This is a genomic window from Demequina pelophila (assembly GCF_000971175.1).
In the GTDB taxonomy this organism is placed as follows: Bacteria; Actinomycetota; Actinomycetes; order Actinomycetales; family Demequinaceae; genus Demequina; species Demequina pelophila.
In genome coordinates this window covers 568,687-594,544 of record NZ_BBLY01000001.1, presented here as the reverse complement: position 1 = coordinate 594,544, position 25,858 = coordinate 568,687, and the positions used below count along the sequence as shown (strand labels likewise).

The 25,858-nt window shown below is 71.7% G+C and carries 22 protein-coding genes; 13 read left to right on the top strand and 9 right to left on the bottom strand.

Going from position 1 to position 25,858, the window contains the following annotated elements; translation table 11 throughout:
• Positions 1 to 41: 41 nt before the first annotated feature.
• The 8 genes from AOM03_RS02740 to AOM03_RS02705 all read left to right on the top strand — a co-directional run bounded on the left by AOM03_RS02740 (position 42) and on the right by AOM03_RS02705 (position 9,622).
• Positions 42 to 905 carry an EamA family transporter gene (locus AOM03_RS02740; RefSeq protein WP_062378060.1) on the top strand — a complete coding sequence of 288 codons (864 nt, stop codon included), beginning with the start codon at positions 42 to 44 and terminating at the stop codon, positions 903 to 905.
• 58 nt (positions 906 to 963) lie between these two features.
• On the top strand, positions 964 to 1,719 hold the full coding sequence (locus tag AOM03_RS02735; RefSeq protein WP_062378058.1) for a YebC/PmpR family DNA-binding transcriptional regulator: 756 nt from the start codon (positions 964 to 966) through the stop codon (positions 1,717 to 1,719).
• A gap of 11 nt (positions 1,720 to 1,730) precedes the next feature.
• On the top strand, positions 1,731 to 2,285 hold the full coding sequence (gene ruvC, locus AOM03_RS02730) for a crossover junction endodeoxyribonuclease RuvC (RefSeq protein ID WP_062378057.1): 555 nt from the start codon (positions 1,731 to 1,733) through the stop codon (positions 2,283 to 2,285).
• A gap of 75 nt (positions 2,286 to 2,360) precedes the next feature.
• A complete protein-coding gene (ruvA, locus tag AOM03_RS02725; RefSeq protein WP_062378055.1) occupies positions 2,361 to 2,945 on the top strand; it encodes a Holliday junction branch migration protein RuvA in 585 nt (194 codons plus the stop codon).
• On the top strand, positions 2,938 to 3,990 hold the full coding sequence (gene ruvB / locus AOM03_RS02720; protein WP_062378053.1) for a Holliday junction branch migration DNA helicase RuvB: 1,053 nt from the start codon (positions 2,938 to 2,940) through the stop codon (positions 3,988 to 3,990). Before ruvA ends, ruvB begins: the two co-directional genes overlap by 8 nt.
• A 160-nt stretch (positions 3,991 to 4,150) precedes the next feature.
• Entirely contained in the window at positions 4,151 to 6,085 is a 1,935-nt protein-coding gene (secD, locus tag AOM03_RS02715; protein WP_062378051.1) for a protein translocase subunit SecD, read from the top strand.
• Complete coding sequence (gene secF / locus AOM03_RS02710) at positions 6,085 to 7,185, top strand: protein translocase subunit SecF (RefSeq protein ID WP_062378050.1); 1,101 nt, start codon at positions 6,085 to 6,087, stop codon at positions 7,183 to 7,185. Before secD ends, secF begins: the two co-directional genes overlap by 1 nt.
• Before the next feature lie 178 nt (positions 7,186 to 7,363).
• Positions 7,364 to 9,622 (top strand): RelA/SpoT family protein, encoded by a 2,259-nt coding sequence (locus AOM03_RS02705; RefSeq protein WP_227589862.1) that lies wholly within the window; start codon positions 7,364 to 7,366, stop codon positions 9,620 to 9,622.
• Between the two features lie 59 nt (positions 9,623 to 9,681).
• Here AOM03_RS02705 and AOM03_RS02700 read toward each other — a convergent pair whose 3' ends face one another.
• From AOM03_RS02700 to AOM03_RS02675, 6 genes are all read right to left on the bottom strand, one after another.
• Entirely contained in the window at positions 9,682 to 10,359 is a 678-nt protein-coding gene (locus AOM03_RS02700) for a nucleoside/nucleotide kinase family protein (RefSeq protein WP_062378047.1), read from the bottom strand.
• Positions 10,349 to 11,218: a sugar phosphate isomerase/epimerase family protein gene (locus AOM03_RS02695; RefSeq protein WP_062378044.1), complete on the bottom strand. Its 870-nt coding sequence runs from the start codon at positions 11,216 to 11,218 to the stop codon at positions 10,349 to 10,351. The genes AOM03_RS02700 and AOM03_RS02695 overlap by 11 nt, the downstream gene beginning before the upstream one ends.
• The gene (locus tag AOM03_RS02690; protein ID WP_062378042.1) at positions 11,215 to 12,144 is read right to left on the bottom strand and encodes a sugar phosphate isomerase/epimerase family protein; all 930 of its coding nucleotides are present in this window, start codon (positions 12,142 to 12,144) and stop codon (positions 11,215 to 11,217) included. Before AOM03_RS02690 ends, AOM03_RS02695 begins: the two co-directional genes overlap by 4 nt.
• A complete protein-coding gene (locus AOM03_RS02685; protein ID WP_062378040.1) occupies positions 12,144 to 12,920 on the bottom strand; it encodes an ATP-binding cassette domain-containing protein in 777 nt (258 codons plus the stop codon). Before AOM03_RS02685 ends, AOM03_RS02690 begins: the two co-directional genes overlap by 1 nt.
• Positions 12,917 to 13,933, bottom strand: coding sequence for an ABC transporter permease (locus tag AOM03_RS02680; protein ID WP_227589861.1), 1,017 nt, complete (start codon positions 13,931 to 13,933; stop codon positions 12,917 to 12,919). Before AOM03_RS02680 ends, AOM03_RS02685 begins: the two co-directional genes overlap by 4 nt.
• An 83-nt stretch (positions 13,934 to 14,016) precedes the next feature.
• Positions 14,017 to 15,054 (bottom strand): substrate-binding domain-containing protein, encoded by a 1,038-nt coding sequence (locus tag AOM03_RS02675; RefSeq protein ID WP_082092037.1) that lies wholly within the window; start codon positions 15,052 to 15,054, stop codon positions 14,017 to 14,019.
• Between the two features lie 149 nt (positions 15,055 to 15,203).
• On the opposite strand from AOM03_RS02675, the gene AOM03_RS02670 reads away from it, so the two are divergent.
• Positions 15,204 to 16,385, top strand: coding sequence for an ROK family transcriptional regulator (locus AOM03_RS02670; RefSeq protein ID WP_227589898.1), 1,182 nt, complete (start codon positions 15,204 to 15,206; stop codon positions 16,383 to 16,385).
• Positions 16,386 to 16,416: 31 nt separating this feature from the next.
• On the opposite strand, the gene AOM03_RS02665 is transcribed toward AOM03_RS02670, so the two are convergent.
• The 3 genes from AOM03_RS02665 to AOM03_RS02655 all read right to left on the bottom strand — a co-directional run bounded on the left by AOM03_RS02665 (position 16,417) and on the right by AOM03_RS02655 (position 19,700).
• Positions 16,417 to 16,950, bottom strand: a complete 534-nt coding sequence (locus AOM03_RS02665; RefSeq protein WP_062378036.1) for a hypothetical protein — start codon at positions 16,948 to 16,950, stop codon at positions 16,417 to 16,419.
• Positions 16,951 to 17,253: 303 nt separating this feature from the next.
• Complete coding sequence (locus tag AOM03_RS02660; RefSeq protein ID WP_062378035.1) at positions 17,254 to 18,936, bottom strand: DUF349 domain-containing protein; 1,683 nt, start codon at positions 18,934 to 18,936, stop codon at positions 17,254 to 17,256.
• The gene (locus AOM03_RS02655) at positions 18,933 to 19,700 is read right to left on the bottom strand and encodes a peptidylprolyl isomerase (protein WP_062378033.1); all 768 of its coding nucleotides are present in this window, start codon (positions 19,698 to 19,700) and stop codon (positions 18,933 to 18,935) included. The genes AOM03_RS02660 and AOM03_RS02655 overlap by 4 nt, the downstream gene beginning before the upstream one ends.
• 64 nt (positions 19,701 to 19,764) lie before the next feature.
• Between AOM03_RS02655 and hisS the strand changes: the two genes are divergently transcribed.
• The 4 genes from hisS to rpsD all read left to right on the top strand — a co-directional run bounded on the left by hisS (position 19,765) and on the right by rpsD (position 25,733).
• Complete coding sequence (gene hisS / locus AOM03_RS02650) at positions 19,765 to 21,123, top strand: histidine--tRNA ligase (RefSeq protein WP_062378030.1); 1,359 nt, start codon at positions 19,765 to 19,767, stop codon at positions 21,121 to 21,123.
• A 56-nt stretch (positions 21,124 to 21,179) separates the two neighbouring features.
• Positions 21,180 to 22,985: an aspartate--tRNA ligase gene (gene aspS / locus AOM03_RS02645; protein ID WP_062378028.1), complete on the top strand. Its 1,806-nt coding sequence runs from the start codon at positions 21,180 to 21,182 to the stop codon at positions 22,983 to 22,985.
• A 125-nt stretch (positions 22,986 to 23,110) separates the two neighbouring features.
• The gene (locus AOM03_RS02640; RefSeq protein WP_062378025.1) at positions 23,111 to 24,457 is read left to right on the top strand and encodes a replication-associated recombination protein A; all 1,347 of its coding nucleotides are present in this window, start codon (positions 23,111 to 23,113) and stop codon (positions 24,455 to 24,457) included.
• A 649-nt stretch (positions 24,458 to 25,106) separates the two neighbouring features.
• Positions 25,107 to 25,733, top strand: a complete 627-nt coding sequence (gene rpsD / locus AOM03_RS02635) for a 30S ribosomal protein S4 (RefSeq protein ID WP_062378023.1) — start codon at positions 25,107 to 25,109, stop codon at positions 25,731 to 25,733.
• Positions 25,734 to 25,858 lie beyond the last annotated feature (125 nt).

The following is a 25,858-nucleotide window of genomic DNA, read 5'->3' as shown; positions in this document are numbered from 1 at the left end:
AATGTGCAAACACCTCTTCAGGTCATGCTGACGCGGGCCTCATGAGCGCCGGCGTCCTGGGGCTGCTCCTCGCCGCCGCGGTGGCGCACGCGGCGTGGAATCTCACCGCGAAGCGCCTCGCCGGCGACCCGCGGGTGATCGTCAGCCTGTACGCGGCCGGCAGCCTCGTCGTGATCGCGCCCTTCGGGGTGTGGCAGTGGGCGCACCACGGGTGGGCCGTGAGCCCGGTGCTCCTGCTCGCGCCGCTCGCGTCGGGCGCGCTGCGCAACCTGTACGCGCTCGCACTGCAGGCCGGCTATGCCCGCGCGGACCTGGGGGTGGTCTACCCGACGGCCCGTGGGGTCGGGCCGTCGGTGGCGATGGTGCTGGCCGTGGTCGTGCTGGGCGAACGCCCGCCCCTCCTGGCCCTCGCGGGCGGCGCCGTGGTGATCCTGGGCATCGCGGTGGTCACGGGCGGCCTCGCGGTGCTGCGGCGGCCCGCCGTCGCCACGGGCCTCATGTTCGGCGCCCTGTCCGGCCTGGGCATCGCCGGATACACGGTGCTCGACGGCTGGGCGGTGGGCACGGAGCACGTGCCGCCGCTCACGTTCCTCATGCTCGCCGAGGCGGCCTCCGTGGTGATACTCGCGCCCGCGTGGTGGCCCGGGCGTCGCCACGCCCGCGACCTGGTGCGCGCCCGCCCCTCGACCTTCGCCGCGGTATGGCTGCTCATGCCGTTGTCGTACGGGCTCGTGCTGTGGTGCCTGCGCACCACGGACGTGTCGATCGTCGCGCCGGTGCGGGAGTGCTCGATCGTCATCGGGGCCCTCGCCGCGGGCCTGCTGTACAAGGAGGCGCACCTGCGGCGCCGGGTGCTCGGCTCGCTCGTGGTGCTCGGGGGAATCGCGCTGGTGAGTGCGGGGTAGGGCGGCCGCCGCCCACTAGAATGGGCGGGATTCCAGACCAGGCACACCGAGGAGCATCATGTCCGGGCATTCCAAGTGGGCGACGACCAAGCACAAGAAGGCCGCCATCGACGCGAAGCGCGGCAAGCTGTTCGCCAAGCTCATCAAGAACATCGAGGTCGCGGCGCGCGTGGGCGGCGGCGACCCGGCGGGCAACCCAACGCTCTTCGACGCGATCCAGAAAGCCAAGAAGTCCTCGGTCCCCAACGACAACATCGACCGCGCCGTCAAGCGCGGCTCCGGCGAGGACGCCGACGGCGTCGACTACGAGACCATCATGTACGAGGGCTACGGCCCCGGCGGCGTCGCGGTCCTCATCGAGTGCCTCACCGACAACCGCAACCGCGCGGCCACCGAGGTGCGCGTGGGCCTCACCCGCAACAACGGCACGCTCGCGGACCCGGGTTCGGTGTCCTACCTGTTCTCCCGCAAGGGCCAGGTGATCGTCTCCAAGGAGGGCGGCGTCACCGAGGACCAGCTCATGGAGGCCACGCTCGAGGCCGGCGCCGAGGAGATCAACGACCTGGGCGACGTCTTCGAGATCATCTCCGAGGCCACCGACTTCGTGGGGGTCCGCACGGCCCTGCAGGCCGCGGGCATCGACTACGAGAGCGCCGAGGCGACCTTCATGCCGTCCATGAAGATCGAGATGGACGTCGAGGGCGCCAAGAAGATGCTGCGCCTCATCGACGCGCTCGAGGACTCGGACGACGTCCAGAACGTGTGGGCCAACTTCGACGCGAGCGACGAGGTTCTCGAGGCCGCGCAGGCCTGAGACCAGGGACGATGCGCATCCTGGGGGTCGACCCCGGCCTCACCAGGTGCGGGCTCGGGGTGGTCGACTCCAGCTCGGCCCGCCGGGTGAGCCTGGTCGACGTCCAGGTGGCCACGTCCCCGTCGTCCCAGGAGACGCCGGCGCGGCTGGCCCTCATCGCGGACACCCTCGAGGCGATGCTCGACCGGCACCGGCCCGACGCGGTGGCGATGGAGCGCATCTTCGCGCGCTCCGACGTCTCCACGATCATGGGCACGGCGCAGATCTCCGGCGTCGTCATGCTCGCGGCCGAGCGCCGCGGGCTGCCGCTGTCGCTGTACACGCCGTCCGAGGTGAAGTCCGCCGTCACCGGCGACGGCCGCGCCGGCAAGGCGCAGGTGGGCTTCATGGTGCAGCGCCTCCTGGGTCTCCAGGAGGCCCCGCGCCCGGCCGATGCGGCGGACGCCCTCGCCATCGCCATCGCCCACGCGTGGCGCGGGGGAGCGGCCCCGGCGGGGTCCGGCGCGACCACGGCGGCGCAGCGCCGCTGGGCGGAGGCCGAGAAGGCGGCGCGGCGGCGAGGCTGACGCCCGGCGCGCCATGGCGGCCGCCGTCCCACCCATCGCGTACCGTGTTCGTACAGGTGTTCGAAAGGGGATCGCGTGATCGCGCAGCTGACGGGGACGGTGGCCCATGTGGGCGCCGCCGCCATGATCGTCGACGTCGCGGGCGTCGGGTACCGCGTGCTCGCGACGCCCGCCGCGCTCGGCGAGCTGCGCGTGCGCCAGGACGTGACCGTCCACACCCAGATGGTGGTGCGCGAGGACTCGATGACCCTGTTCGGGTTCCTGACGGCGGGGGAGCGTGACACGTTCGCCTCGCTGCAGAGCGTCCAGGGGGTGGGACCCAAACTCGCGCTCGCCATGCTCGCGGTGCACTCGCCGGAGGCGCTGTCCGCCGCCGTGCAGGCGGGGGACCAGAAGGCGCTCCAGAAGGTGCCCGGCATCGGCGCGAAGGTGGCCGCGCGGCTCCTGCTCGAGCTGGGCGGGAAGCTCGCGCTGCCGGAGGCCGCCGCGGCGCCCGCCGACGCGCGCGGCGAGGTCATCGAGGCCCTGCAGGGCCTGGGCTACGCCGCGAAGCAGGCCGATGCGGCGGTCGAGGCCGTCGCGGACGGCCCCGTGGCGCCGGGAGACACCGCGACGGTGCTCCGGGCGGCGCTGAAGCACCTGGGAGGAACCCGTGCATGAGCACGACGCGGAGGTCCGCGTGACCGACGCCGACGCGGACGCCGTCGAGCGCTCCAATGAGGTCGCGCTCCGCCCGGGCTCGCTGGGGGAGTTCGTCGGTCAGCGCACCGTCTGCGACCAGCTGGGCCTCGTGCTGTCCGCCGCGCTCGGGCGCGGCACGCCCCCGGACCACGTGCTGCTCTCCGGGCCGCCCGGGCTGGGCAAGACGACGCTCGCCATGATCGTCGCCACCGAGCTGGGCACCACGCTGCGGGTCACCTCGGGTCCCGCCATCCAGCACGCCGGCGACCTCGCGGCCATCCTGTCCTCGCTCGACGAGGGCGACGTGCTGTTCCTGGACGAGATCCACCGCCTCGCGCGCCCGGCCGAGGAGATGCTCTATCTCGCGATGGAGGACTTCCGCGTCGACGTCGTCGTGGGCAAGGGCCCCGGTGCCACCTCGATTCCGCTGAGCCTCCCGCCCTTCACCGTCGTGGGCGCCACCACGCGGGCGGGGCTGCTGCCCGCGCCGTTGCGCGACCGCTTCGGCTTCACCGGTCACCTGGACTTCTACGAGACGGACGACCTTCGCGCGATCGTGGAGCGGTCCGCATCCAAGTTGGGCTTCACGCTCGAGCCCGACGCGGCGCTCGAGATCGCGGGCCGCTCGCGCGGCACGCCCCGCATCGCCAACCGCCTGCTGCGCCGCGTGCGCGACTGGGCGCAGGTGCACGGCCGCGGGCACGGCGACATGGGCGCCGCCCGCGGAGCGCTCGAGGTGTACGAGGTCGACGAGCGCGGCCTCGACCGCCTCGACCGCGCCGTGCTGCGCGCGCTGTGCACCCGCTTCGCCGGCGGGCCGGTGGGGCTGTCGACTCTCGCGGTGAGCGTGGGCGAGGAGACCGAGACCGTCGAGACGGTCGCCGAGCCGTTCCTGGTCCGCGAGGGCCTCATGAGCCGCACCCCCCGAGGGCGCGTCGCCACGGCGGATGGGTGGCTCCACCTGGGGCTCACGCCGCCGGCCGAGGCCCAGGCGGGATCCGTGGGCGCGCGCCTCTTCGATTGAGGTTCGGTACCCGCGTCTCCGGGGTTGCGTCCCCGCGTGTCGCATTTCCCACACGTTCGGGAAATCGGTCTTGTCCGGCGTGTCCAGAGTTAGGCGGTCGGGACCTTTCGCGCCTAGAATCCCCCGGGGCTCTTATCGGAGCCGAGACGTAAGGATTCCTGTGGCACGAGTGAAGAACGGAGCGCGGCGCGCGCTCATCTGGCTGGGCGCCGTCGTGGTCGCCCTGTACGGACTGCTGGCCGTCGGCGTGGTCACGGGCGGGGCGGCGCTGACGCCGTCGCTCGCCCTTGACCTCGCGGGTGGACGCCAGATCATCCTGACCCCCACCCTCGCCGAGGGCGCGAGCCAGGAGATCGATCAGGCGGACCTCGCCCAGGCGGTGGAGATCATCCGCCGTCGCGTGGACGCCTCCGGCGTCGCCGAGGCGGAGATCAGCACCCAGGGCACGAACATCGTCGTGGCGCTGCCGGGCAACCCCGACGCCGCCACCGTGGACCTGGTGCGCCAGAGCGCCCAGCTCCAGTTCCGCCCCGTGCTCGACATCCTGAGCCCGCTCGCGTCCACCACGGACGAGGACGCCACCGACGAGGCGACCGCGGAGCCCTCCGCCGACCCGTCGGCCGAGGCATCCGCCGAGCCCGAGGCCGAGGTCACCACGGCCCCCGAGGCGGACGAGGCCGCTGACGCCGACGCCACCGCCGAGGCGACCGCAGACGCCGCCGACGCCACCGAGCCCGAGGCCACCGCATCGGCCGCCGCCGAGGAGGCCACGGACGAGGCGACCGCCGACGCCACCGAGGCCGCCGCGACCGACGAGGCCGCCACCACCGAGCCCACCGACGCCTCCGACCCGGCCTGGATCACGGCCGAGGTCGAGGAGAAGGCCGCCGCGCTCGACTGCACCGACCCCGAGAACCTCCAGGGCGTCACGCCCGGCGACCCCGAGGCCGCGGACGTGGTCTGCGACCAGTACGGCACCGCCAAGTACATCCTGGGCCCGGTCGAGATGGACGGCTCCGGCATCGACACCGCGACCTCCGGCCCCGAGCTGTCCCAGCAGGGCACGCTCACCGGCCGCTACGAGGTCCGCCTCAAGATGAATGCGGAGGGCACCACGGACTTCGCCGCGATCTCGGAGCGCCTGGTCGACCTCGAGTCGCCCCGCAACCAGTTCGCGATGGTCCTCGACGGCGTCGTCATCGCCGCGCCCTCGATGAACGCCCGCATCACCAACGGCGAGGCGTCCATCACCGGCACCTACACCCAGGAGTCCGCGCAGCAGCTGGCCAACCAGCTGAAGTTCGGCGCCCTGCCGCTCACCCTCGAGGTGCAGTCGGAGGAGCAGATCTCCGCGACGCTCGGCGCCGACCAGCTCCAGAAGGGCCTCATCGCCGGCGCGATCGGCCTCCTTCTGGTGGTCATCTACTCGCTCATCCAGTACCGCGCGCTCGGCCTGGTGACCGTCGGCTCGCTCGCGATCGCCGGTATCACCACGTACGGCGTGATCACCCTGCTGTCGTGGCTCATGGGCTACCGCCTGTCGCTGGCCGGTGTCGCGGGTCTGATCGTCGCGATCGGTATCACGGCGGACTCGTTCATCGTGTACTTCGAGCGCGTCCGCGACGAGCTGCGCGAGGGCCGATCCCTCAACGCCGCGATCGACCACGGATGGCGCCGCGCCCGCCGCACCATCCTCGCGTCCGACGCCGTGTCGCTGCTCGCGGCCGTCGTCCTCTACATGCTCGCCGTGGGCGGCGTGCGAGGCTTCGCGTTCACCCTGGGTCTCACGACGCTGGTCGACATCCTGGTCGTGTTCCTGTTCACGCACCCGATCCTCATGCTGCTCGCCAAGACCCAGTTCTTCGGCGGCGGCCACAAGTGGTCGGGTCTGGACCCGCGCCAGCTGGGCCGCTCGGCCGCGTACAAGGGCCGCGGCCGCGTGGTGATCGGCAACGAGCCCACGCTCGCGGAGCGCAAGGCAGCCGAGCGCAAGGCGGCCGCCGAGGCGGCCGACGCCGCCCCGGGTTCCGACGCCGAGTCCACCGAGCCCGCCGAGTCCGTCGACGCCGCCCGCGCCGACGGTGAGGAGAAGTGATGAAGCTCAACCTGGCCCAGTGGGGCAACAAGCTGCACTCGGGGGAGAAGACCTACCCCATCGTCCAGCAGCGCAGCCGGTGGTTCCTGATCTCCGCCGCGCTCATCGCGTTCTCCGTGATCGTGCTGCTCGTGCGCGGACTCAACCCCGGTATCGACTTCACCGGCGGCACCGAGTTCCGCGTCAACGACGTGGCCAACCCGGACATCACGATCGCCGAGCAGGTCATCGCCGAGGTCGCACCCGACCAGGAGAACCCTCGCGTCTCCGTGCTCGGTGACGACGACATCCGCGTCCAGATCGGCGTCATCGAGACCGAGCAGGCGCGCACGCTGACGACCGAGCTCGCCGACGCCTACGAGGTGTCGGGCGAGGAGGCCGTGAGCTTCACGCAGATCGGCCCCACCTGGGGCTCCGAGGTGGGCGCCAAGGCGCTCCAGGGTCTGCTTCTCTTCGTTCTCCTCGTGGCCGCGGTGATGGCGCTGTACTTCCGCGCCTGGCGCATGGCCGCCGCGGCGCTCGTCGCGCTGGCCCACGACCTCATCTTCACGGTGGGCGTGTACGCGCTGGTCGGCTTCGAGGTGACCCCCGCGTCGGTCATCGGCTTCCTCACCATCCTGGGCTACTCGCTCTACGACACGGTGGTGGTCTTCGACAAGGTCCGCGAGAACACCGCGAACCTCACCTCGCAGCACCGCTACACGTATGCGGAACTGGCCAACCTGGCCATCAACCAGACGCTCGTGCGCTCGATCAACACCTCCGTCGTGGCGCTGCTGCCCGTCAGCGCGATCCTCTTCATCGGCTCGTTCCTGCTGGGCGCGGGCACGCTGTCGGACATCGCGCTCGCGCTGTTCGTGGGCATGGCCGTGGGAACGTACTCGTCGATCTTCGTCGCGACGCCCGTCGAGGTGGCCCTGCGCGCCACCGAGCCGAAGATCAAGGAGCACACCGCCAAGGTCCTCGCGATGCGCGAGGCCGGCGACTCGGACGTCTCCATCAACGAGGAGGGCGTGGCCCGCGTCGGCGCCGTCAACAAGGGCGCCCACCAGGGCACCGGCGCGCAGCCGCGCCGCAAGAACCGCCACCACAAGGGCTGAGTCCGGCCGCCTCCCGGCGGACTCGCGATCCGAGGCGCCGCCTTCCCTGGGGAAGGCGGCGCCTCGGTGCTTTCCACGCCCGGTCTCCCGCGCATCGTCCCTGGGAACGATGCGATGGTCACCTGGGGTGTCCGGCCCGCCGGTTAGAATGACGCTCTACCGGGAAGCGGAGGTGCGCGTGACGGAGACCCGTCCCACGTCTGGCTCGCTCGGGCCGCTCGGGTTCCTGCGGCGCGGGCCTCGCGAGACGAGCGCGATCGACGGCGTGCTGGACACGTACCGTCGGATGTATCCGCGCGGGCGCACCGCGCTCATCGAGCAGGCCTACCAGGTCGCCGAGCGCGCCCACCGGGGCCAGCTGCGCAAGAGCGGCGAGCCGTACATCACGCACCCCATCGCCGTCGCCCAGATCATCGCGGACCTGGGCATGCCCGACTCGACCATCGCCGCGGCGCTGCTGCACGACGTGGTCGAGGACACGGACTTCCCGCTGTCGCGCATCGAGGAGGAGTTCGGGCCCGAGGTCGCGATGATCGTCGACGGCGTCACCAAGCTCGACAAGGTCAAGTACGGCGACGCGGCGCAGGCGGAGACCGTGCGCAAGATGGTCGTGGCGATGGCCAAGGACATCCGCGTGCTGCTGCTCAAGCTGTGCGACCGCCTGCACAACGCGCGCACGTGGGAGCACGTGCCGGTCGCGTCCGCGCGGCGCAAGGCGCAGGAGACCATCGAGATCTACGCGCCGCTGGCGCACCGCATGGGCCTCAACGCGATCAAGTGGGAGCTCGAGGACCTGTCCTTCAAGACCCTCTATCCCAAGATCTACCAGGAGATCGTCCAGGTGGTCGCGGAGCGGGCGCCCGAGCGCGAGAAGTACCTGGCGCAGGTGCGCGCGGAGATCGAGAAGGACCTCCGTGCCATGCGGATCAAGGCCGAGGTGACCGGCCGGCCCAAGCACTACTACTCCGTCTACCAGAAGATGATCGTGCGGGGCCGCGACCTCAACGACATCTACGACCTGGTGGGCGTGCGCATCCTGGTGGAGACGGTGCGCGACTGCTACGCGGTCCTGGGCGCGATGCACGCGCGCTACCAGCCGGTTCCCGGCCGGTTCAAGGACTACATCGCGATGCCCAAGTTCAACCTCTACCAGTCGCTGCACACCACGGTGATCGGGCCCACGGGCAAGCCCGTCGAGCTCCAGATCCGCACGCACGACATGCACCGCCGCGCCGAGTACGGCCTCGCGGCGCACTGGCGGTACAAGGAGAACGCCAAGACGGGGGAGCAGTCCTCGGGCTCCGGCCGCGACATGGGCTGGCTGCGCCAGATCGCGGACTGGCAGCAGGAGACCGCGGACCCCTCGGAGTTCCTCGACAGCCTGCGCGGGGAGATCTCCAAGGCCGAGGTCTACGTGTTCACGCCGCGCGGGAAGCTGCTGTCGCTGCCGCAGGGCGCCACGCCCATCGACTTCGCCTACGCCGTGCACACGGAGGTGGGCCACAAGACCATCGGCGCGAAGGTCAACGGGCGCCTGGTGCCGCTCGACTCGACCCTCGAGAACGGCGACACCGTCGAGGTGCTCACCACCTCGGACGAGAACGCGCACCCCAAGCGCGACTGGCTCGACTTCGCGCAGTCCACCCGCGCCCGCAACAAGATCAAGCAGTGGTTCACCCGCGAGCGCCGCGAGGAGTCCATCGAGTCCGGCCGGGACATGCTCGCCCGCGCGATCCGGCGCCAGCAGCTGCCCATGCAGCGCCTCATGAGCCGCCCCACGCTGCTCGCGCTGGCCCGCGAGATGCACTACGAGGACGTGGACGGGCTCTATGCCGCCATCGGCGAGCACAAGGAGCAGGCCGCGGACGTGGTGACCCGCATGGTCGAGTCCGTGGGCGGCCAGGAGGGCGCCGATGAGGACCTCACCGAGATCACCCGCCCCGGCATCCCGTCGCCGCGCACCGCCCGCCCCGGCGACCCCGGCGTGTCCGTGCACGGCCTCACCGACGTGCAGGTCAAGCTGGCGCGCTGCTGCACCCCGGTGCCGGGCGACCCCATCCGCGGCTTCGTCACGCGCGGCCAGGGCGTCTCCGTGCACCGCGCCGACTGCGACAACATCAAGCAGCTGGGCGACCAGGCCGAGCGGCTCATCGACGTCGAGTGGACCGGCGCCTCCGCGGGCACCTTCCTGGTGCAGATCGAGGTCGAGGCTCTCGACCGCAACCGCCTGCTCTCGGACGTCACGCACGTGCTGTCCGACCACCACGTCAACATCCTGTCCGCCAACGTGTCCACCAACCGCGAGCGGGTCGCGCTGTCGAGCTTCGTGTTCGAGATGGCGGACCCGTCCCACCTGGGCGCGATCCTGTCCGCCGTGCGCCGCATCGACGGCGTCTATGACGCTCGGCGCGTGACCGGAGCGAAGCGCCCTCACTAGACGCGAGCAGGCCGGCGCAGCGGGTGCGCTGCGCCGGCCTCGTCGTGGCGGGTGTCGGCTCAGGCCTCGACCGGCTCGGCCGTCACCCCTGACAGGATCAGGTCCGCGCGCGGGCGGGAGGCCTCGATGACGATCGCGTTCGCGCCGTCAACCCCCACGGCCCACGCGTGTGCGGCCTCGTGGGAGCGGCCGCCCTCGACGTGGCGGGGCACCAGGCGGGCGAGCCGCTCGTCGTCGTCCGTGGCGCAGAACCAGGCCTCGTCGAGCGAGTCCTTGACCAGGTTCCACGGCTCGGTGTCCGCGAGCAGGTAGTTGCCCTCGACGATGACGATGCGGGCTCCGGGCTCGACCGGGATCGCGCCGGTCACCCCCTCGTCGACCGTGCGGTCGAAGCTGGGGGCGTAGACCACGTGGTCGGTCTCGGCGACGATGCGACGGACCAGGGACAGGAAGCCCCACCCGTCGAACGTGTCGATCGCGCCCTTGCGGTCGTGGATGCCCAGCCGGTCGAGCGTCCCGTTGGCCAGGTGGAACCCGTCCATGGGCACGTTCGCGGCGATGCCGGGCCGGTCCCGGTTGAGCACGTCGGCCAGGGCGTGCGCGAGGGTCGACTTGCCGGCACCGGGGCTGCCGGTGATCCCGATGACGATGCGGTGGCGGCCCGAGCGGCGCAGCGTCGCCAGGACCCGGTCGGCCAGGGCGCCGACCGCCGCGACCGGGGGCCCGTCAGCTCGCATGGGCGGCCTCGATCCACGAGCTCATGGTGGCGCGGGCGTGGCGGGCGAGCGCCGGGCCGTCCGACCACAGGTTGCGCCACACGGCCAGGTCGTTCGACAGCGTGGGGGAGACCACGGCCGACGAGAACGACTCGAAGGTCATCGGGCCGGAGTAGCCGATGTCCGCGAGCGCGTGCACGAAGGTGGGGAAGTCGATGTGACCGGAGCCCAGGTAGCCGCGGTGGTTCTCGCCGATGTGCACGTAGCCCAGGCGGTCGCCCACGAGGCGGACGGGGCCCGCCATGTCGTTCTCCTCGATGTTCATGTGATAGGTGTCGAGGTGGATGTCGACGTTGTCCGCACCCACGTCGTCCGCGAGCCGCAGGGCGTCCGCGGCCGTGTTGATGACGTTGGTCTCGTAGCGGTTGCAGATCTCGAGGCCCAGGCGCATGTCGCGGGTCTTCGCCTCCGCAGCCAGGTCCTTGAGCGTCGCGACCACGTTGGCACGGCCCGCCGCGGTGAGCGCGTGGCCGTACTTGCCCAGCGCGCTGTAGAGGGCGCCGGTGAAGAAGCGTCCGCCCAGCTCGTGGGTGGTGACCAGCGACTCCTGCAGGAGCGCCGCGCCCCGGGCGACCACCGCGGGGTCGTCGCTCGAGACGTCCTTGTCGAACGCGAGGCCCCGGCTGCAGACCACCTCGAGGCCGGCGGCGGCGATCTCGTCCCGGGTGCGGGCGACGTCGAGGTTGTCCGCGTCGTGCAGCGACAGCTCGATGATGTCGTAGCCCGCGGCCTTCGTCTCGGCGAGGATCCCGCTGATCTCGTCGGGCGTGGTGCCGCCGCGGAAGACGAGAGCGTGGACGCCGAGCTTGGTGGTGGTCATGACTTCTCCTTCGAAGTGGCGGAAACGGGGGTGCCGGCGCCGACGCCGGCCAGGTGGGTGCGGAGGAAGGCGGCGGAGTCCCGGGCGATGCGGTCGGGGTCCTGCCAGAGGGTGCGCCAGAGCGCGATCTCGATGGTCTGCTCCGGGGACACCACCGCGGGGGAGAAGGTCTCCACCGTGACGGGGCCGTGGAAGTCCGAGGCGACCAGTGCATCGGCGATCGCGTTCCAGTCGAGCGCGCCGGTGCCCAGGGCGCCCCGGTGGCTCTCGCTCGCGTGGACATAGCCCAGGAGCCCGTCGGACGCCGCGATGGCGGCGGGAACGGACGTCTCCTCGACGTGGGCGTGGAAGGTGTCGAGGTGGACCCGGACGTTGGCACGGCCGATGTCGCGCACGAAGGCCGCGGTGTCCGCCGCCGTGGTGAGCAGGTTCGACTCGTAGCGATTGACGTACTCGACGCCGAGCGTGACGCCCCGCGGGGCGGCGTGGTCGGCGACGCGTGCCAGGATGTCCACCGCGCGGTCGCGGTTCGCCTGGCTGGGGATCCTGCGGTAGCGCGTCATGGCCGAGTGGATGACGCCGCCCACGAACGGGGCGCCGATCGCGGCGGCGAACTTCACCGCGGCGCGGAGGCGATCCTCGCCCGCCGCCCGCACCTTCTCGGAGGCGGACGTGATGTCCGTCGCCTCGTCCAGTGCGAGCGAGACGGTCGCCCCCATGCCGTGCTCGACGAGCAACGCCAGGGTGGTCTCGGGGTCGGCCAGGGCCTCGGGCGAGGCGGGGATCTCGATGAAGTCGAAGCCCGCCTCGGCGGCGCCCCGGATGGCGCGTGCGGCATCCGGGGCGCCCCACGAGAAGCCCCACACGCCGGCGTGGATCCCCAGGGGGACCCCTCCGGTGCGCGGAAGGCCCATCGTCGGGTCCATCACGACTCCTTGGCTCCCGTGATCAGTGCGACGAGCTCGTCGCCCGAGGTGTCCGTCGCGCGTCGCTCGGCCACGGTGAGGCCGCGGCGCATGACCGCCACGTGGTCGGACAGGCGCAGCACCTGGTCGAAGTTGTGGGAGATGAGCAGGAGCGTGACGCCCTTGTCCCTGAGCGTCTTGATGACGTTCTCGACGCGCGCGGTCTCCTGGACGCCCAGCGCCGCCGTCGGCTCGTCCATGATGACGATCGAGGTGGACCAGCCGGCGGCCCGGGCGATCGACACGGCCTGGCGCTGACCGCCCGAGAGGCGGCGCACCCGGCTGGTGACCGGCGGGATGTTGACCGCGAGGTCGCCCAGCATGTCGAGCGACTGCGCCTTCATCTTCTTGCGGTCGAGCATCGAGAACGGGCCGACGCCCTTGGTGAGCTCGCGGCCGATGAAGAAGTTCTGCCAGACCGTGAGGTCCTCGACCAGCGCCAGGTTCTGCTGCACGGTCTCGATGCCGTGCTCCCGGGCCTTGAGCGGCGAGGCGAAGTGCACCTTCTTGCCGTCGAGGAGGATCTCGCCTCCGTCGGGCTGGTGGATGCCCGAGAGGCACCGCACGAGGGTGGACTTGCCGGCGCCGTTGTCGCCGATGAGCGCGGTCACCTCGCCGCGACGCATCGTGAGGTGCGCGCCGCGGAGGGCGTGGACGCCGCCGAAGGACTTGGTGATGCCCGTGGCGGAGAGCAGGACGTCGGTGTCGGCGGGGGCGGGTGCAGGGGTGGTGGTCATCGCGACTGGAACCTCGTGAGCAGGGCGGCCAGGACCACGACGAGGCCCACCGCGAGCGGCTGGTAGAACTGCGACACGCCCATGAGCGTGAGGCCGTTGGTGAGCGCCATCAGCAGGATGGCACCGAGCACGGGGCCCGCGATCTTCGCGCGGCCACCGGCGAGGGCGACGCCGCCCAGGACCACCGCGGCGATCGAGTTGAGCAGGTAAGCCTGGTTGACGGCGGGCTCCGCGGCGCCCACGCGGGCGATGAGGAGGATCGCGGCGAGGCCGGCGAGCGCGCCGGAGATGACATAGACCGCGAGGCGGATGCGACCGGCCTTGACGCCGTTCGCGACTGCGGCCTCCTCGCTGCCGCCCACCGCCTGGATGTGCATGCCGAACGGGGTGCGGAACATGACGAACCAGGCGAGCACCGCCACCGTCGCGGCGATGACGAAGGGCAGTCCCACGATCCACACCTTGCCGGTGGTGAGGGAGAGCAGCTCGTCGGAGCGGATGGTGATCGGGCGGCCGTTCGACAGGATCAGCGCGAGACCGGTGGCGACACCCATGGTTCCGAGGGTCGCGATGAAGTCCGTCACCTTGCCCTTGGAGATGAGGAAGCCGCTCGCGGCGCCCATGAGGGTGCTGGCGCCGATGCCGAGGAGCACGGCGAGCCAGAAGTTGTGGCCGGCGTCCCAGCTGAGGCCGAAGACCACGGCGCCCAGGGTCATCGTCGCGGCGATCGACAGGTCGATGCCGCCGGTGGTGATGACGAAGGACTGGCCGATGGCGAGGACCACCAGGATCGACGACGCCATGAGGATGGCGGAGATGTTGCCGGTGGTGAAGAAGATGGGGGACAGGAACGAGAAGACGATGACCAGCAGCAGCAGGCCGATGGGGGCCGCGTTCTCAGCCCAGAAGCTGAGGCGCTTGAAGTCTCCGAGGTGCTCGGTCAGGCGGGAGCCCGACGAGGGTGCGTCCTTCTTGGACGGTGCACCCGAGGGAGCGGCGGCGGTGGTGCTCACAGGGTTCTCCTTGGGAGTGTTCATGGAGGGGGAGCGGCGGGGGCGCGTGCCAGGGGGCCGGACGCGCCCCCGCCTGGTCCGAATCAGCCGAGCGGGTTCTCGAAGGCCTCGAAGGGCTCCGGGAAGGCGGCGATGGCGTCCGCCGCCACGTCCGCCGTCACCAGCGCGGTGGGCGACTCGATGTTCTCCGGGATGGCCTCCCCGGTCGCGGCCATGGCGCAGGCCTGGTAGCCGAGCGTGCCGATCGCGAAGGGGTACTGCGCGACCGTGGCGGAGAGGCCGCCCTCCTGGACCGACTCGAGCGCGTCCACGTTGCCGTCGACCGAGACGACGACGATCTGGCCGGTGAGGCCGGCGTTCTCGACGGCCTTGACGATGCCGAGGCCCATGTCGTCGTTCGCGGCGAAGAAGGCCGCGATGTCCGGGTTGGCGGCGATGATGTCGGTCGCCTTGGTCAGCGCGATCTCACGCTGCCAGTCGCCGGCCTCCTCCTGGATGATGTCGAGGGTGCCCTCGACGGCGCCGCGGAACCCGTCCACGCGGGCGGCGGAGGTGACGTCACCGGCGATGCCTCCGATGACCGCGACCTTGGCCCCGGCCTCGACCTGCTCGACGACGAAGTCGCCGGCCTTGCCGCCCGCGGCCACGTTGTCGGTACCGATGTAGGTGGCGATGTCGAGGCCCGCGGCCTCGGCGGCCTCGGCGTCGATCGGGTTGTCGATGTTGACGACCGGCGTGCCCTCCTGGGCGATCGGGGCGAGCGCCTGCACCAGGTTGTTGCCCGAGATCGGGTTGACGATGAAACAGCCGTAGTCCTGACCGGCGAGGGCGGTGAGCTTGTCCGCCTGACCGGTGGTGTCGCCGATGTCCGCGGCGGCCTGGATGTTGACCTCACCGCCCGCGTCGGCGGCGGCGTCCTCGATGCCCTGCTCCATGGCCTGGAAGAACGGGTTGTCGAGGCCCTTGATGACGGCCGCGATGGAAGAGGTCTCGGATCCGCCTGCCGCGGCGGTGGCGCCCGACTCCTCGCTGTCGCCGCTCGAGCAGGCGGCGAGCGTGAGGGCCAGGGCGGCGGGGAGGGCGATGAGACCGAATCGACTCCGGGGGGACGAGTGGATCATGGCTTTCCTTTTCTGTCCTTGCGGCACCGCGATGTGCCGACAAGCCGAAACTAACCCCACTTATGTCTAGCGTCAAGCCGAAAGTCTGGCGAGTTGTGCAAAGATACTGAACAGAGACATCCACGAGGGAGGAGTGTGGCGTGAACGCGATGCCCGACATCCGGTGGCGGCACATCGGAAACGTGCTGCACCTCCTGCGTCAGGACGGACCGCTGACCCGTGCCGACGTGATCGACGGCACGGGCCTCTCGCGCTCGACGGTGAACCAGCACCTCGCCGCACTCGCCGAGGCGGGGCTGATCCGTGAGTCCACGCCGGCGGAGTCCACCGGCGGCAGGCCCTCGAGCCGCTACGCGTTCCAGCCTCGGCGCGCCGCGGTGCTCACGGTGGACGTGGGTGCCACGGGCGTGGAGCTCGCGGTGTGCGACCTCGACGGCGCGATCCTGTCGCGGTCCGCCATCCGCATCGACGTGTGGCGAGGGCCGGACGCGGTGCTGTCTGTCATCTGGGACGCGGCCCTGCCGCTGCTGGAGGCCCCGCACCCCGAGCTGTGGGCGGTGTCGATCGGCGTGCCCGGCCCCGTCGAGGTGGCCGCGCGGCGCGTGATGCAGCCGCCCATCATGACCGGCTGGGACGGCTTCGACATCGTCGGCTGGTTCGAGGCTCGCCTACCCGGACTGCCCTGCATCGTCGAGAACGACGTCAACGCGCGAGCCATCGCGGAGGCCCGGCTGCGCGGACTGGACAACCTCATCGCGCTCAAGCTGGGCACGGGCCTGGGGGCCGGACTGTTCTTCAACGGGGCGATCGTGCGCGGGGCCCGGGGCAACGCCGGGGACATCGGCCACACCCGCGCCGCGGACGCGGACGCCGCCGGCGTGATCTGTCGCTGCGGCAACGAGGGCTGCGTCGAGGCCCTCGCGGGCGGCTGGGCGCTGCAGCGGGACCTCCGGGCCCGCGGGCGCGAGGCGGTCTCGAGCCACGACGTCGTCGGGCTGGTGCAGGCGGGCGACCGCGAGGCGCTGCGGCTCGTGCGGGCCGCCGGCCGGCGCATCGGGGACGCCGTCGCGGACCTCGTGGGCATCCTCAACCCGAGCGTCGTGGTCCTGAGCGGCCAGCTCGCCGACTGCGGACCCGTGCTGCTCAGCGGCATCACGGAGAAGGTGCACGCGCAGAACGGCCCCATCTCCACCGGGGAACTGTCCATCGAGGTCAGCGAGCTCGGCGACCTCGCCGGCGTCACCGGCCTCGCGTACTCCGCGGTGGATCACCTGCTGTCGCCCGCGGGCCTGCCTGCGGTGTTGTCGCGCACCACCTACGCCGCCGTCTGACGCGGGACGGCGCGCCCGGCTCTGTGGCGGCTCACGTCACCGCGGCCAACGCGGCCACGGAGCTCTCCACCTTGCGAAAGCCCGCCCCGTTCGCCGGGTCGTAGGCCAGAGCGGCCCGCAGGTCGCGCGTCGTGACGGAGCCGTCCCGGATCAGCGCGCGCACCTGCACCAGGGCGCCGGCCAGGTCCTCCCAGCGCAGCGCGTCGAGGCAGGCGCGGGGCACGGTCGCGATCCGGCGTCCCTGCATCGTGGGAGCGAGAGCGGCGGTGACGCCGGAGTGGAAGGCGAGGTGCGCACCCACCGTGCGGTGCAGTCCCCGTTCGCCCACCACGTGCCACGGCATCGGCGGGAGCTCGACTGCCATGCCGCGCACCCACAGCGCCGCGGTTCCGGTGAGCGCGGTGTGAGCCGGCACCAGGGGCGCGATCGCGAGCGCCCGGAGGCCGGGGGAGTCGGGGATGTCGACCGGCCTGCCGACGCCGCTCGCGAGCGGCACGAGGACACCGTCCCGCACCTGGCGCGCCCAGGCCGCCGCGCCCACGTCGGCGCGCGTCACCAGGATCACCCGAGCATCGTCCCCCGGCACCCGACCCGGGCGCGAGCCCCTGTGGACGGCCGTGGCCAGATCACCTGTCCACACAGAAAATGCGCTGGTCCACACGCGCCCCGGCGTGTCGTCGGCGTGTCGCGTGGATATCAGCAAAATCGCGGGCGTTGGGGGCCGGCCTGTGTGGAGAGGTGACGCGGCGCGGCGGAGACCCGGACACTCCGCACGGAAGGGAAAGCAACACGCCGCCCGCGAGCCCCGTTTGGGGGCCGGCGGACGGCGTGTCGTGGATGAATCCGTGCGGAGTGTCCGGACGAGTGGTTAGCGGACGCCCTCGATCTGCTTGAGCCACGCCTGACGCGCGGCGAGCGACTCCTCGAGCTTCTTGGTGGACTTGCCCTTGGCCTTCGCGGCCTCGATCTCGTCCTCGAGCTGCTTGATCGCCTGGTGGAGCTGCGCCGAGGCGCCCGAGACGCGCGCCTCGAGCTCCGGGTTGCGCGAGTTCCACTCCTTGTCCTCCGCGTCGCGGACGGCCTGCTCGACGGCGGCCATGCGCTTGGAGAGGCGGGTGACGTCGGCGCGCGGCACGCGGCCGGCGGCCTCGAAGCGGTCCTGGATGGGACGCAGGGCGCGCTTGGCGGCGCGGAGGTCCTTGATGGGCAGCAGCGCCTCGGCCTCGACGACCGCGGCCTCCTTGCCCTCGACGTTGCCGGCAAGGGCCTCGTCCTCGGCGTCGGCGGCACCGCGACGCGCGTCGAAGAACGCGTCCTGCGCGGCCTGGAACCGCTTCCACAGCGCGTCGTCGACCGAGCGGCGGCCGCGGCCCGAGTTGCGCCAGTCGTTCATGAGGTCGCGGAAGCCGCGGGCGCCGTGGTCCCAGTCGGTGGTCTTCGACAGGGCCTCGGCCTTGGCGACCAGCTCCTCCTTGCGCGAGGCGACGTCCGCGTTGGTGCGGTCCATCTCCGCGAAGTGGTGCTTGCGCGCCTTCTCGAACGCCGAGCGGGCGTGCGTGAAGCGCTTCCACAGCTCGCGCTCGACGTCCTTGGGGATGCGGGCGCCCTCGCGCTGCGCCTCCTTCCAGGTGTCGAGCAGGCTGCGCAGCGTGGCGGTGTCGTTCTTCCAGTGGACCTGCTCGACCGGCTTGGCGGCGAGCGCCTCGGCCGTCGCGACGATCTCCTCGCGCGCGGCGACGGCGGCCTCGCGGGCGGCCTTGCGCTCGGCCTGGATGCGGTCGCGGATGGCGGTCGCCTCGTCCTTGACGGTCGCGAAGCGGGCGCGCAGCGCGGCGATGTCGCCCACGCTCACGGGGGTGTCGAGCGCCCCGCCCAGCTGGCCCAGGGCCTCGTCGATGTCCTTGGGGGAGACCTCGGCGGTCGCGAGGCGGGCGTGGAAGCGCTCGATCCCGGCCTCGAGCTCGAAGTACGCGTGCACGTAGGTCTTCAGCGCGTCCTCGTCGGCGGCCTCGCCCACCTCGACCTTGTCCTCGCCGATCGTGACGAACGCCTTGCCGTCCTCGATCGAGCCGAACGACTCGGCCTGGGCGATGCGCTCCGCGGACACCTCCGCGGCGACCGGCACGGGCACCACGGTGTGGGTGGTCTGCTTCGCGACGGCGACGGGGGAGGGCACCGCGAACGAGCCGGGCTTCGGGGCGCCCGGCTTCGGCGCGCGCGGCTTGGGGCCCTTGGCCTTCGCGGGGGCCGATGCGGGGGTCGCCTCGGCCGGCGCCTCCGCGGTGGGAACAGCCTCGGTGGGAGCAGCCTCGGCGGGAGCAGCCTCGGCGACGGGCGCCTCCTCCGCAACCGGCGCATCGTCCGCTGCGACGACCTCCGGGGAGGGCGCGGGCTCGACCGTCGCCTCCGTCTCGACCACGTCGCCGGTGGCGACGGGCTGAGGCTCCTGCGCGGCCTGGGGCTCGGCAGGGGCGTCGGTCGGCTGCTGCTCGACCTCCTCAGGGGTGGCGGGGGTGGACTGCGCCGTGGTGGCGTCGGGCGACTCGGTCATGAGACGGATACCTCGTTCAGGATGAGGGAGAGGGCGGGCTGACCATCGGGGCCTCCGGTGATCGTGCCCGCGCGGGCAACACGGTCCACAATATCCATTCCGTCAACTACGCGGCCAAACACCGTGTAGCCGCCGGCGGCGTCGGAGGGGATCGTGGAATCCTCGTACACGAGGAAGAACTGGGAGCCCATCGACTGGGCGTCTCCGCCGCGACGGGCCATGGCGAGGGTGCCGGCCGGGTAGACGTCGTCCTCCGGGGCGTTCTCGATGGGGCCGAAGGAATAGCCGGGACCGCCGGCGCCGGTGCCGGTCGGGTCGCCGCACTGGATCACGAAGATGCCGTCGGTGGTGAGGCGGTGGCAGTCGGTCTGGTCGAAGTACGACTGGCGCGCGAGGTTGACGAAGCTCGCGACGGCCTGCGGCGCCGCCGCGCCGTCGAGCTCGAGCGTGATGTCGCCCTCGGAGGTCGCGACCACGGCGGTCCAGGTGCGGCCCTCGGCCAGCGCGGGGTCCGGGACTAGCTGGTCGGTCACGTCGCCGTCGACCTGGGACGATGCGTCGGTCGAGGCTGCGGAATCCTGCCCGTTCTGGTGGAGGGCGACCAGCAGCACCGCGAGTCCGCCACCCAGGAGCAGGCCGGCGATGACGAGGATCGAGACGATGCGCATGATGTGGCGACGGTGCTCCTCGCGCTCGGCGGCGCGGCGCTCGTACTGCGCGGCGCGGCGCTGGGCCTGGGCCTTCGCCTGCTTCTTGGTCGTCATCGAATCCGCTCCTCGGAAATGTGCGCGGTCAGTCTAGTGGGTGCGATGCGGGACAATGGCGGGCATGGCTCGCGTGCAACCCCTGTCCGGATTCCCCGAATGGTCCCCCGCCGAGCGGATGGTCGAGGCCCATGTGCTCGCCACCCTGCGCGAGGTGTTCGCCCTCCATGGCTTCGGCGAGATCGAGACCCGGGCCGTCGAGCCCGTCGAGCGCCTCGCGGGCGACTCGGATGCGTCGAAGGAGATCTACGCGATCGGCCGCCTCAACGCGGACGAGCAGGCCGGCCGCGAGGCCAAGCTGGGGCTGCACTTCGACCTCACCGTGCCGTTCGCGCGGTACGTCGAGGAGAACCAGGGCAGGCTGCAGTTCCCGTTCCGCCGCAGCCAGATCCAGAAGGTGTGGCGCGGCGAGCGCCCCCAGGAGGGTCGCTTCCGCGAGTTCTACCAGGCGGACATCGACGTGGTGGGCCGCGACAGGCTGCCCGAGCACCTCGAGGCCGAGGTCGCCATCGTCATGGCCCGCGCCCTCGCCGCCCTGCCGCTGCCGCCGGCGCGCATGCACCTCAACAACCGCGCTCTCGTGGAGGGCTTCTACCGCGGCGTGGGCATCGGCGACGTCGCGGGCGCGCTGCGCAGCGTCGACAAGCTCGACAAGATCGGCCCCGAGGGCGTGACCGCGGAGCTGCGCGAGAAGGGCATCCGCCCCGAGGCCATCCACGCGATCCTCGAGCTCGCCGCCATCCAGACCACCGACGACACCTTCGCGGACCTGGTCGAGGCCCTGTGGGACCACTCGCCCATCGTGGACGAGGCCGACGAGGCCCGCGCCGAGTTCGAGCGCGGCACCCGCGCCCTCGCCGTGCTCGTCGACGCCGTCAACGCCGCCGTGCCGGGCACCGCCATCGCGGACCTGCGCATCGCGCGCGGCCTCGACTACTACACGGCCGCCGTCTACGAGACGGTGCTCGAGGGACACGAGGACCTGGGCTCGATCTGCTCGGGCGGCCGCTACGACTCGCTCGTCGCCGGCGGCGGCTTTCCCGGCGTGGGCATGTCCATCGGCGTGAGCCGCCTGGTCTCGCGCATGATCGGCGCGCAGCTCGTGACGCCGTCGCGCTCCGTCCCCCAGGCCGTCCTCGTGGCGGTCACGGACGAGGACTCGCGCCCCGCATCGGCCGCCATCGCGGACCGCCTGCGCGCCCGCGGCATCCCCGCGGAGGTCTCGCCCAACGCGGCGAAGTTCGGCAAGCAGATCCAGTACGCGGACCGCCGCGGCATCCCCTTCGTCTGGTTCCCGGGGGCCGATGCGGTGGCCGGGGACGGCGAGGTGAAGGACATCCGCTCGGGAGACCAGGCGCCCGCCGACGCCGACGCCTGGGTGCCGCCCGCCGAGGACCTCCACCCGCGCATCGTCCGCGGCTAGACTGGACCCCGCTCAACCGACACCGCGCGGCCTCCGCGCGCACGAAAGGCCCTCACTTGCTTCGCACGCACCTTGCTGGAAACCTGCGCGCCGCCGACGCCGGCGCCACCGTCACCCTGGCCGGCTGGGTGGGCCGCCGCCGCGATCACGGCGGTGTCGCGTTCATCGACCTGCGCGACGCCTCGGGCCTCGCCCAGGTGGTCATTCGCGAGGAGATCGCCCACGCGCTGCGCACTGAGTACGTCATCCAGGTGACGGGCGAGGTGCGCGAGCGCCCCGCCGGCTCGGCGAACCCGAACATGCCCTCGGGCGAGATCGAGGTCGTCGTCCAGGACGTGGCGATCCTCAACGAGTCCGCGCCCACGCCGTTCCCCATCGACGAGCACGTCAACGTGGGCGAGGAGGCGCGTCTCAAGCACCGCTACCTGGACCTGCGCCGCCCGCAGCCGCGCGCCAACATGGTGCTGCGCTCGGAGGTCAACAAGGCCGCCCGCCGCGTGCTCGAGCGTCACGACTTCCTCGAGATCGAGACCCCGACGCTGACGCGCTCGACCCCCGAGGGCGCCCGCGACTTCCTGGTGCCCGCGCGCCTGTCGCCCGGCTCCTGGTACGCCCTGCCGCAGTCGCCGCAGCTGTTCAAGCAGCTGCTCATGGTGGCCGGCATGGAGCGCTACTACCAGATCGCGCGCTGCTACCGCGACGAGGACTTCCGCGCCGACCGCCAGCCCGAGTTCACCCAGCTCGACGTCGAGATGAGCTTCGTGGACCAGGACGACGTCATCGCGGTGGGAGAGGAGCTCATCAAGGAGCTGTGGTCGCTCATCGGCTACGAGGTCTCGCTGCCCATCCCGCGCATCACGTACCACGACGCGATGGCGCGCTTCGGCACGGACAAGCCCGACCTGCGCTTCGGGCTCGAGCTCACCGAGCTCACCTCGTACTTCTCCGAGACGCCCTTCCGCGTGTTCCAGAACGACTACGTGGGCGCGGTCGTCATGCCCGGCGGCGCCTCGCAGCCGCGCAAGGTGCTCGACGCCTGGCAGGAGTGGGCCAAGCAGCGCGGCGCCAAGGGCCTCGCGTACGTGCTGGTCCAGGAGGACGGCACGCTCACCGGCCCGGTCGCCAAGAACCTGTCCGAGTCCGAGCTCGCGGGCCTCGCCGAGGCCACCGGCGCCAACCCGGGCGACTGCGTGTTCTTCGCCGCCGGCAAGCCCGGCCCGTCGCGCGCCCTGCTGGGCGCCGCGCGCAACGAGATCGCCTCGCGCGTGGGCCTCATCGACCCCGACCGCTTCGAGTTCGTGTGGGTCGTCGACGCGCCGCTGTTCAAGGCCGTCGACGCGGACGACGACGACGTGGCCCTGGGCTCCTCGGCCTGGACCGCCGTGCACCACGCGTTCACGAGCCCCAAGCCGGAGTTCATGGAGACCTTCGACACCGACCCCGGCCCGGCGCTCGCCTACGCGTACGACATCGTGTGCAACGGCAACGAGATCGGCGGCGGCTCGATCCGTATCCACCGCCAGGACGTGCAGGAGCGCGTGTTCAAGGTCATGGGCATCGGCGAGGAGGAGGCGCAGGAGAAGTTCGGCTTCCTGCTGGACGCCTTCCAGTTCGGCGCCCCGCCGCACGGCGGCATCGCGCTCGGCTGGGACCGCGTCACCGCGCTGCTGGCCAAGGCGGACTCGATCCGCGACGTCATCGCCTTCCCCAAGTCCGGCGGTGGCTACGACCCGCTGACCGCGGCGCCGGCGCCCATCACGCCGGAGCAGCGCGCCGAGGCCGGTGTCGACTTTGTTGCCGAGGAGGCTTCGGCGGGGGAGTCTGCTTCGGGCGAGGCGGGTGCGGCGGGCGCCGAGGCGTAGTTCTTCGCGCCACGCCGCCACCACCCGTAGTCGCCCCCCCGGTGGTGGTAGATCTGGGCACGAACCGCGACGGTTCCGTGCGCGGATCTACCACCGGGGGACTGCGACCCACCTACCCTTGGCGCATGGACCTGTTCGAGTCGACCCAGCGCGCCGGCTCGGGCGTGCCGGAGCCCGGCCCCACCGCACCCCTCGCCGTGCGCATGCGCCCGCGCACCCTCGACGAGGTCGTGGGCCAGGCCCACCTCCTCGCCGACGGCTCGCCCCTGCGGAGATTGATCGGGGACGATGCACCGGCCACCTCCGTCGTTCTCTGGGGTCCCCCTGGGACCGGGAAGACGACGCTCGCCTACCTGGTGGCGGGCAACCGGCGCTTCGTGGAGCTCTCCGCGGTCACCGCGGGAGTGAAGGACGTCCGGGCGGTGGTCGAGGACTCGAAGCGACGCATCGCGACGGGGGAGCGGGAGACCGTCCTCTTCATCGACGAGATCCACCGCTTCACCCGGTCCCAGCAGGACGCACTCCTGCCAGCGGTGGAGAACCGGTGGGTCACGCTCATCGGGGCGACCACGGAGAACCCGTCCTTCTCGGTGGTGGGTCCGCTGCTGTCGAGGTCGCTGCTGCTGGTGCTGCAGCCGCTCGCGAGCGCCGACATCGCGGCGCTGTTGGCCCGGGCGGTCGAGGACTCCCGGGGCCTTGGTTGCGCGGTGGTCCTCGAGGACGAGGCCCGCGACCACATCGTGCGCGTCGCCGGCGCCGATGCGCGCAAGGCCCTCACCCTCCTGGAGGCGGTGGCGCAGTCGGCGGAGCAGTCCGCCTCGTCGTCGGGCGAGCGCACCGGGGTGATCACCGCCGAGCTCACCGAGTCCACCATGGACGCCGCGCTCGTCGCCTACGACAAGTCGGGGGACCAGCACTACGACGTCATCAGCGCCTTCATCAAGTCCGTGCGAGGCTCGGACGTGGATGCCGCGCTGCACTACCTGGCGCGCATGGTGGTGGCGGGGGAGGACCCCCGCTTCATCGCCCGGCGCCTCGTGATCCTCGCTTCCGAGGACATCGGCCTCGCGGATCCGCAGGGTCTGGTCATCGCCCAGGCGGCCGCGGAGGCTGTGAGCTTCATCGGGATGCCCGAGGGACGGATCCCCCTCGCGCAGGCCACCGCCTATCTGGCCAGCGCACCCAAGTCGAACCGGGCCTACGTCGCGATCGACAAGGCGATCGCGGACGTGCGCGTGGGCCGCGCCGGGGTGGTGCCGTCGCACCTGCGGGACGCTCACTATGCCGGCGCCGAGCGGATCGGCCACGGCCAGGGCTACCAGTACTCGCACGACGCCCCGCATGGCGTCGCCCGCCAGGAGTACCTGCCCGAGGCGCTCGAGGGCGCCCGCTACTACGAGCCCACGGAGCACGGCTTCGAGCGCACCCTGAGCGAGCGCCTGCGCGCCATCCGCGAGATGCTGGGTCGCTGAGCCAGCTCGCCCGCCGCTCCCCGTCCCGAATTGGTAGGTGATTGTCGGTTTCGCGAGGTTACCGCGCCTGGCGGGTAGCTGGTTGTCGATCCGCTCGGCGTCGGGTGGCGTGGACCCAGCGCGGCCCCATCGTCATCCGTGGCGTGCGGCGGGGCGCTCATGGCTGGTCCGCAGAGGGTGGCTCCTACCGTGCCGCGCCGCGAGGGCGGTGTCACTGCGGCACGCTAGCCATGTTTGCGGAAGGTGGGCAGGTAGGCCCGGACGCGCCCACATCGCGTAAATTCGGCTAGCGTCGGGAGTCGGAAACCCGGCGCTGCGTATAGACCTTGGTCGATGCCCTGCGCCGATCCCGGCCGATGTCCTGCGCGAACCCCGGCGGCAAACTTGCGTAGACCTCGGGCGCCGGACTGGCGAAGCGGTGCAGACCGACAACCATCTACCCGTGGGACGCAGGAAACGCCCAGATGCGACGGTGATCTACCCATTTCGGATGGGGGACGGATAGGGGGCGGAGCACCGGGCGGGGAGGGGGCGGCTCTGCTACACTTTTTAAGCCCTCGCGGACGGTTGGCTGCTGTCGCCGCGAACTCGCAAAGATCGATCATTTCTCCGTGCGCATCCGCGCGCCCGGGGAGCTGTGAAGGAAATCATGACCTCTGTTCAGAAGGCACGTCGCCAGGTCCGCCTGTCGCGCGCTCTTGGCATCGCGCTCACCCCGAAGGCCGTCAAGCACTTCGAGAAGCGCCCCTACGCTCCGGGCGAGCACGGCCGCACCGCGCGTCGCAAGGAAAGCGACTACGCGGTTCGTCTGCGCGAGAAGCAGCGTCTTCGCGCCCAGTACGGCCTCCGCGAGAAGCAGATGACCGCGGTGTACGCCGAGGCGAAGAAGGAGTCCGGTCTGACCGGTGAGGCCTTCGTCGAGCTGCTCGAGATGCGTCTCGACGCGCTCGTGCTCCGCGCCGGCTTCGCCCGCACCATCCTGCAGGCCCGCCAGTCGGTTCTGCACCGCCACATCCTCGTGGACGGCAAGATCGTGGACCGCCCGTCGTTCCGCGTGAAGCCGGGCCAGACCATCCAGGTCAAGCCCAAGGCCGTCACCCTCGAGCCCTACATGGCCGCCGCGGCCGGCGCCCACGCCGACGTGCTGCCCGAGGTGCCCGAGTACCTCGACGTCACGCTCGAGAAGCTCTCCGCTCGCCTCGTTCGTCGCCCCAAGCGCGCCGAGATCCCCGTGATCTGCGAGGTCCAGCTGGTCGTCGAGTACTACGCCCGCTAAGAGCACCGAGTAGGCTCTAGGGAGCCCATAGCAGTTGCCGCGGCGCACTGCCCTCACGGGGGTGGTGCGCCGCGGCGTTTTTCTGCGCAACCGTGTCCAGGCGCGGCTGCGCCCCGAGCAAGGGA

Bases quoted from the DNA above. Each gene is read 5' to 3' on its own strand.
- AOM03_RS02740 (WP_062378060.1), top strand. From the start codon at position 42: ATGAGCGCCGGCGTCCTGGGGCTGCTCCTCGCCGCCGCGGTGGCGCAC.
- AOM03_RS02735 (WP_062378058.1), top strand. From the start codon at position 964: ATGTCCGGGCATTCCAAGTGGGCGACGACCAAGCACAAGAAGGCCGCC.
- ruvC (WP_062378057.1), top strand. From the start codon at position 1,731: ATGCGCATCCTGGGGGTCGACCCCGGCCTCACCAGGTGCGGGCTCGGG.
- secF (WP_062378050.1), top strand. From the start codon at position 6,085: ATGAAGCTCAACCTGGCCCAGTGGGGCAACAAGCTGCACTCGGGGGAG.
- AOM03_RS02700 (WP_062378047.1), bottom strand. From the start codon at position 10,359: ATGCGAGCTGACGGGCCCCCGGTCGCGGCGGTCGGCGCCCTGGCCGAC.
- AOM03_RS02695 (WP_062378044.1), bottom strand. From the start codon at position 11,218: ATGACCACCACCAAGCTCGGCGTCCACGCTCTCGTCTTCCGCGGCGGC.
- AOM03_RS02690 (WP_062378042.1), bottom strand. From the start codon at position 12,144: ATGGACCCGACGATGGGCCTTCCGCGCACCGGAGGGGTCCCCCTGGGG.
- AOM03_RS02685 (WP_062378040.1), bottom strand. From the start codon at position 12,920: ATGACCACCACCCCTGCACCCGCCCCCGCCGACACCGACGTCCTGCTC.
- AOM03_RS02675 (WP_082092037.1), bottom strand. From the start codon at position 15,054: ATGATCCACTCGTCCCCCCGGAGTCGATTCGGTCTCATCGCCCTCCCC.
- AOM03_RS02670 (WP_227589898.1), top strand. From the start codon at position 15,204: ATGCCCGACATCCGGTGGCGGCACATCGGAAACGTGCTGCACCTCCTG.
- AOM03_RS02660 (WP_062378035.1), bottom strand. From the start codon at position 18,936: ATGACCGAGTCGCCCGACGCCACCACGGCGCAGTCCACCCCCGCCACC.
- AOM03_RS02655 (WP_062378033.1), bottom strand. From the start codon at position 19,700: ATGACGACCAAGAAGCAGGCGAAGGCCCAGGCCCAGCGCCGCGCCGCG.
- hisS (WP_062378030.1), top strand. From the start codon at position 19,765: ATGGCTCGCGTGCAACCCCTGTCCGGATTCCCCGAATGGTCCCCCGCC.
- AOM03_RS02640 (WP_062378025.1), top strand. From the start codon at position 23,111: ATGGACCTGTTCGAGTCGACCCAGCGCGCCGGCTCGGGCGTGCCGGAG.
- rpsD (WP_062378023.1), top strand. From the start codon at position 25,107: ATGACCTCTGTTCAGAAGGCACGTCGCCAGGTCCGCCTGTCGCGCGCT.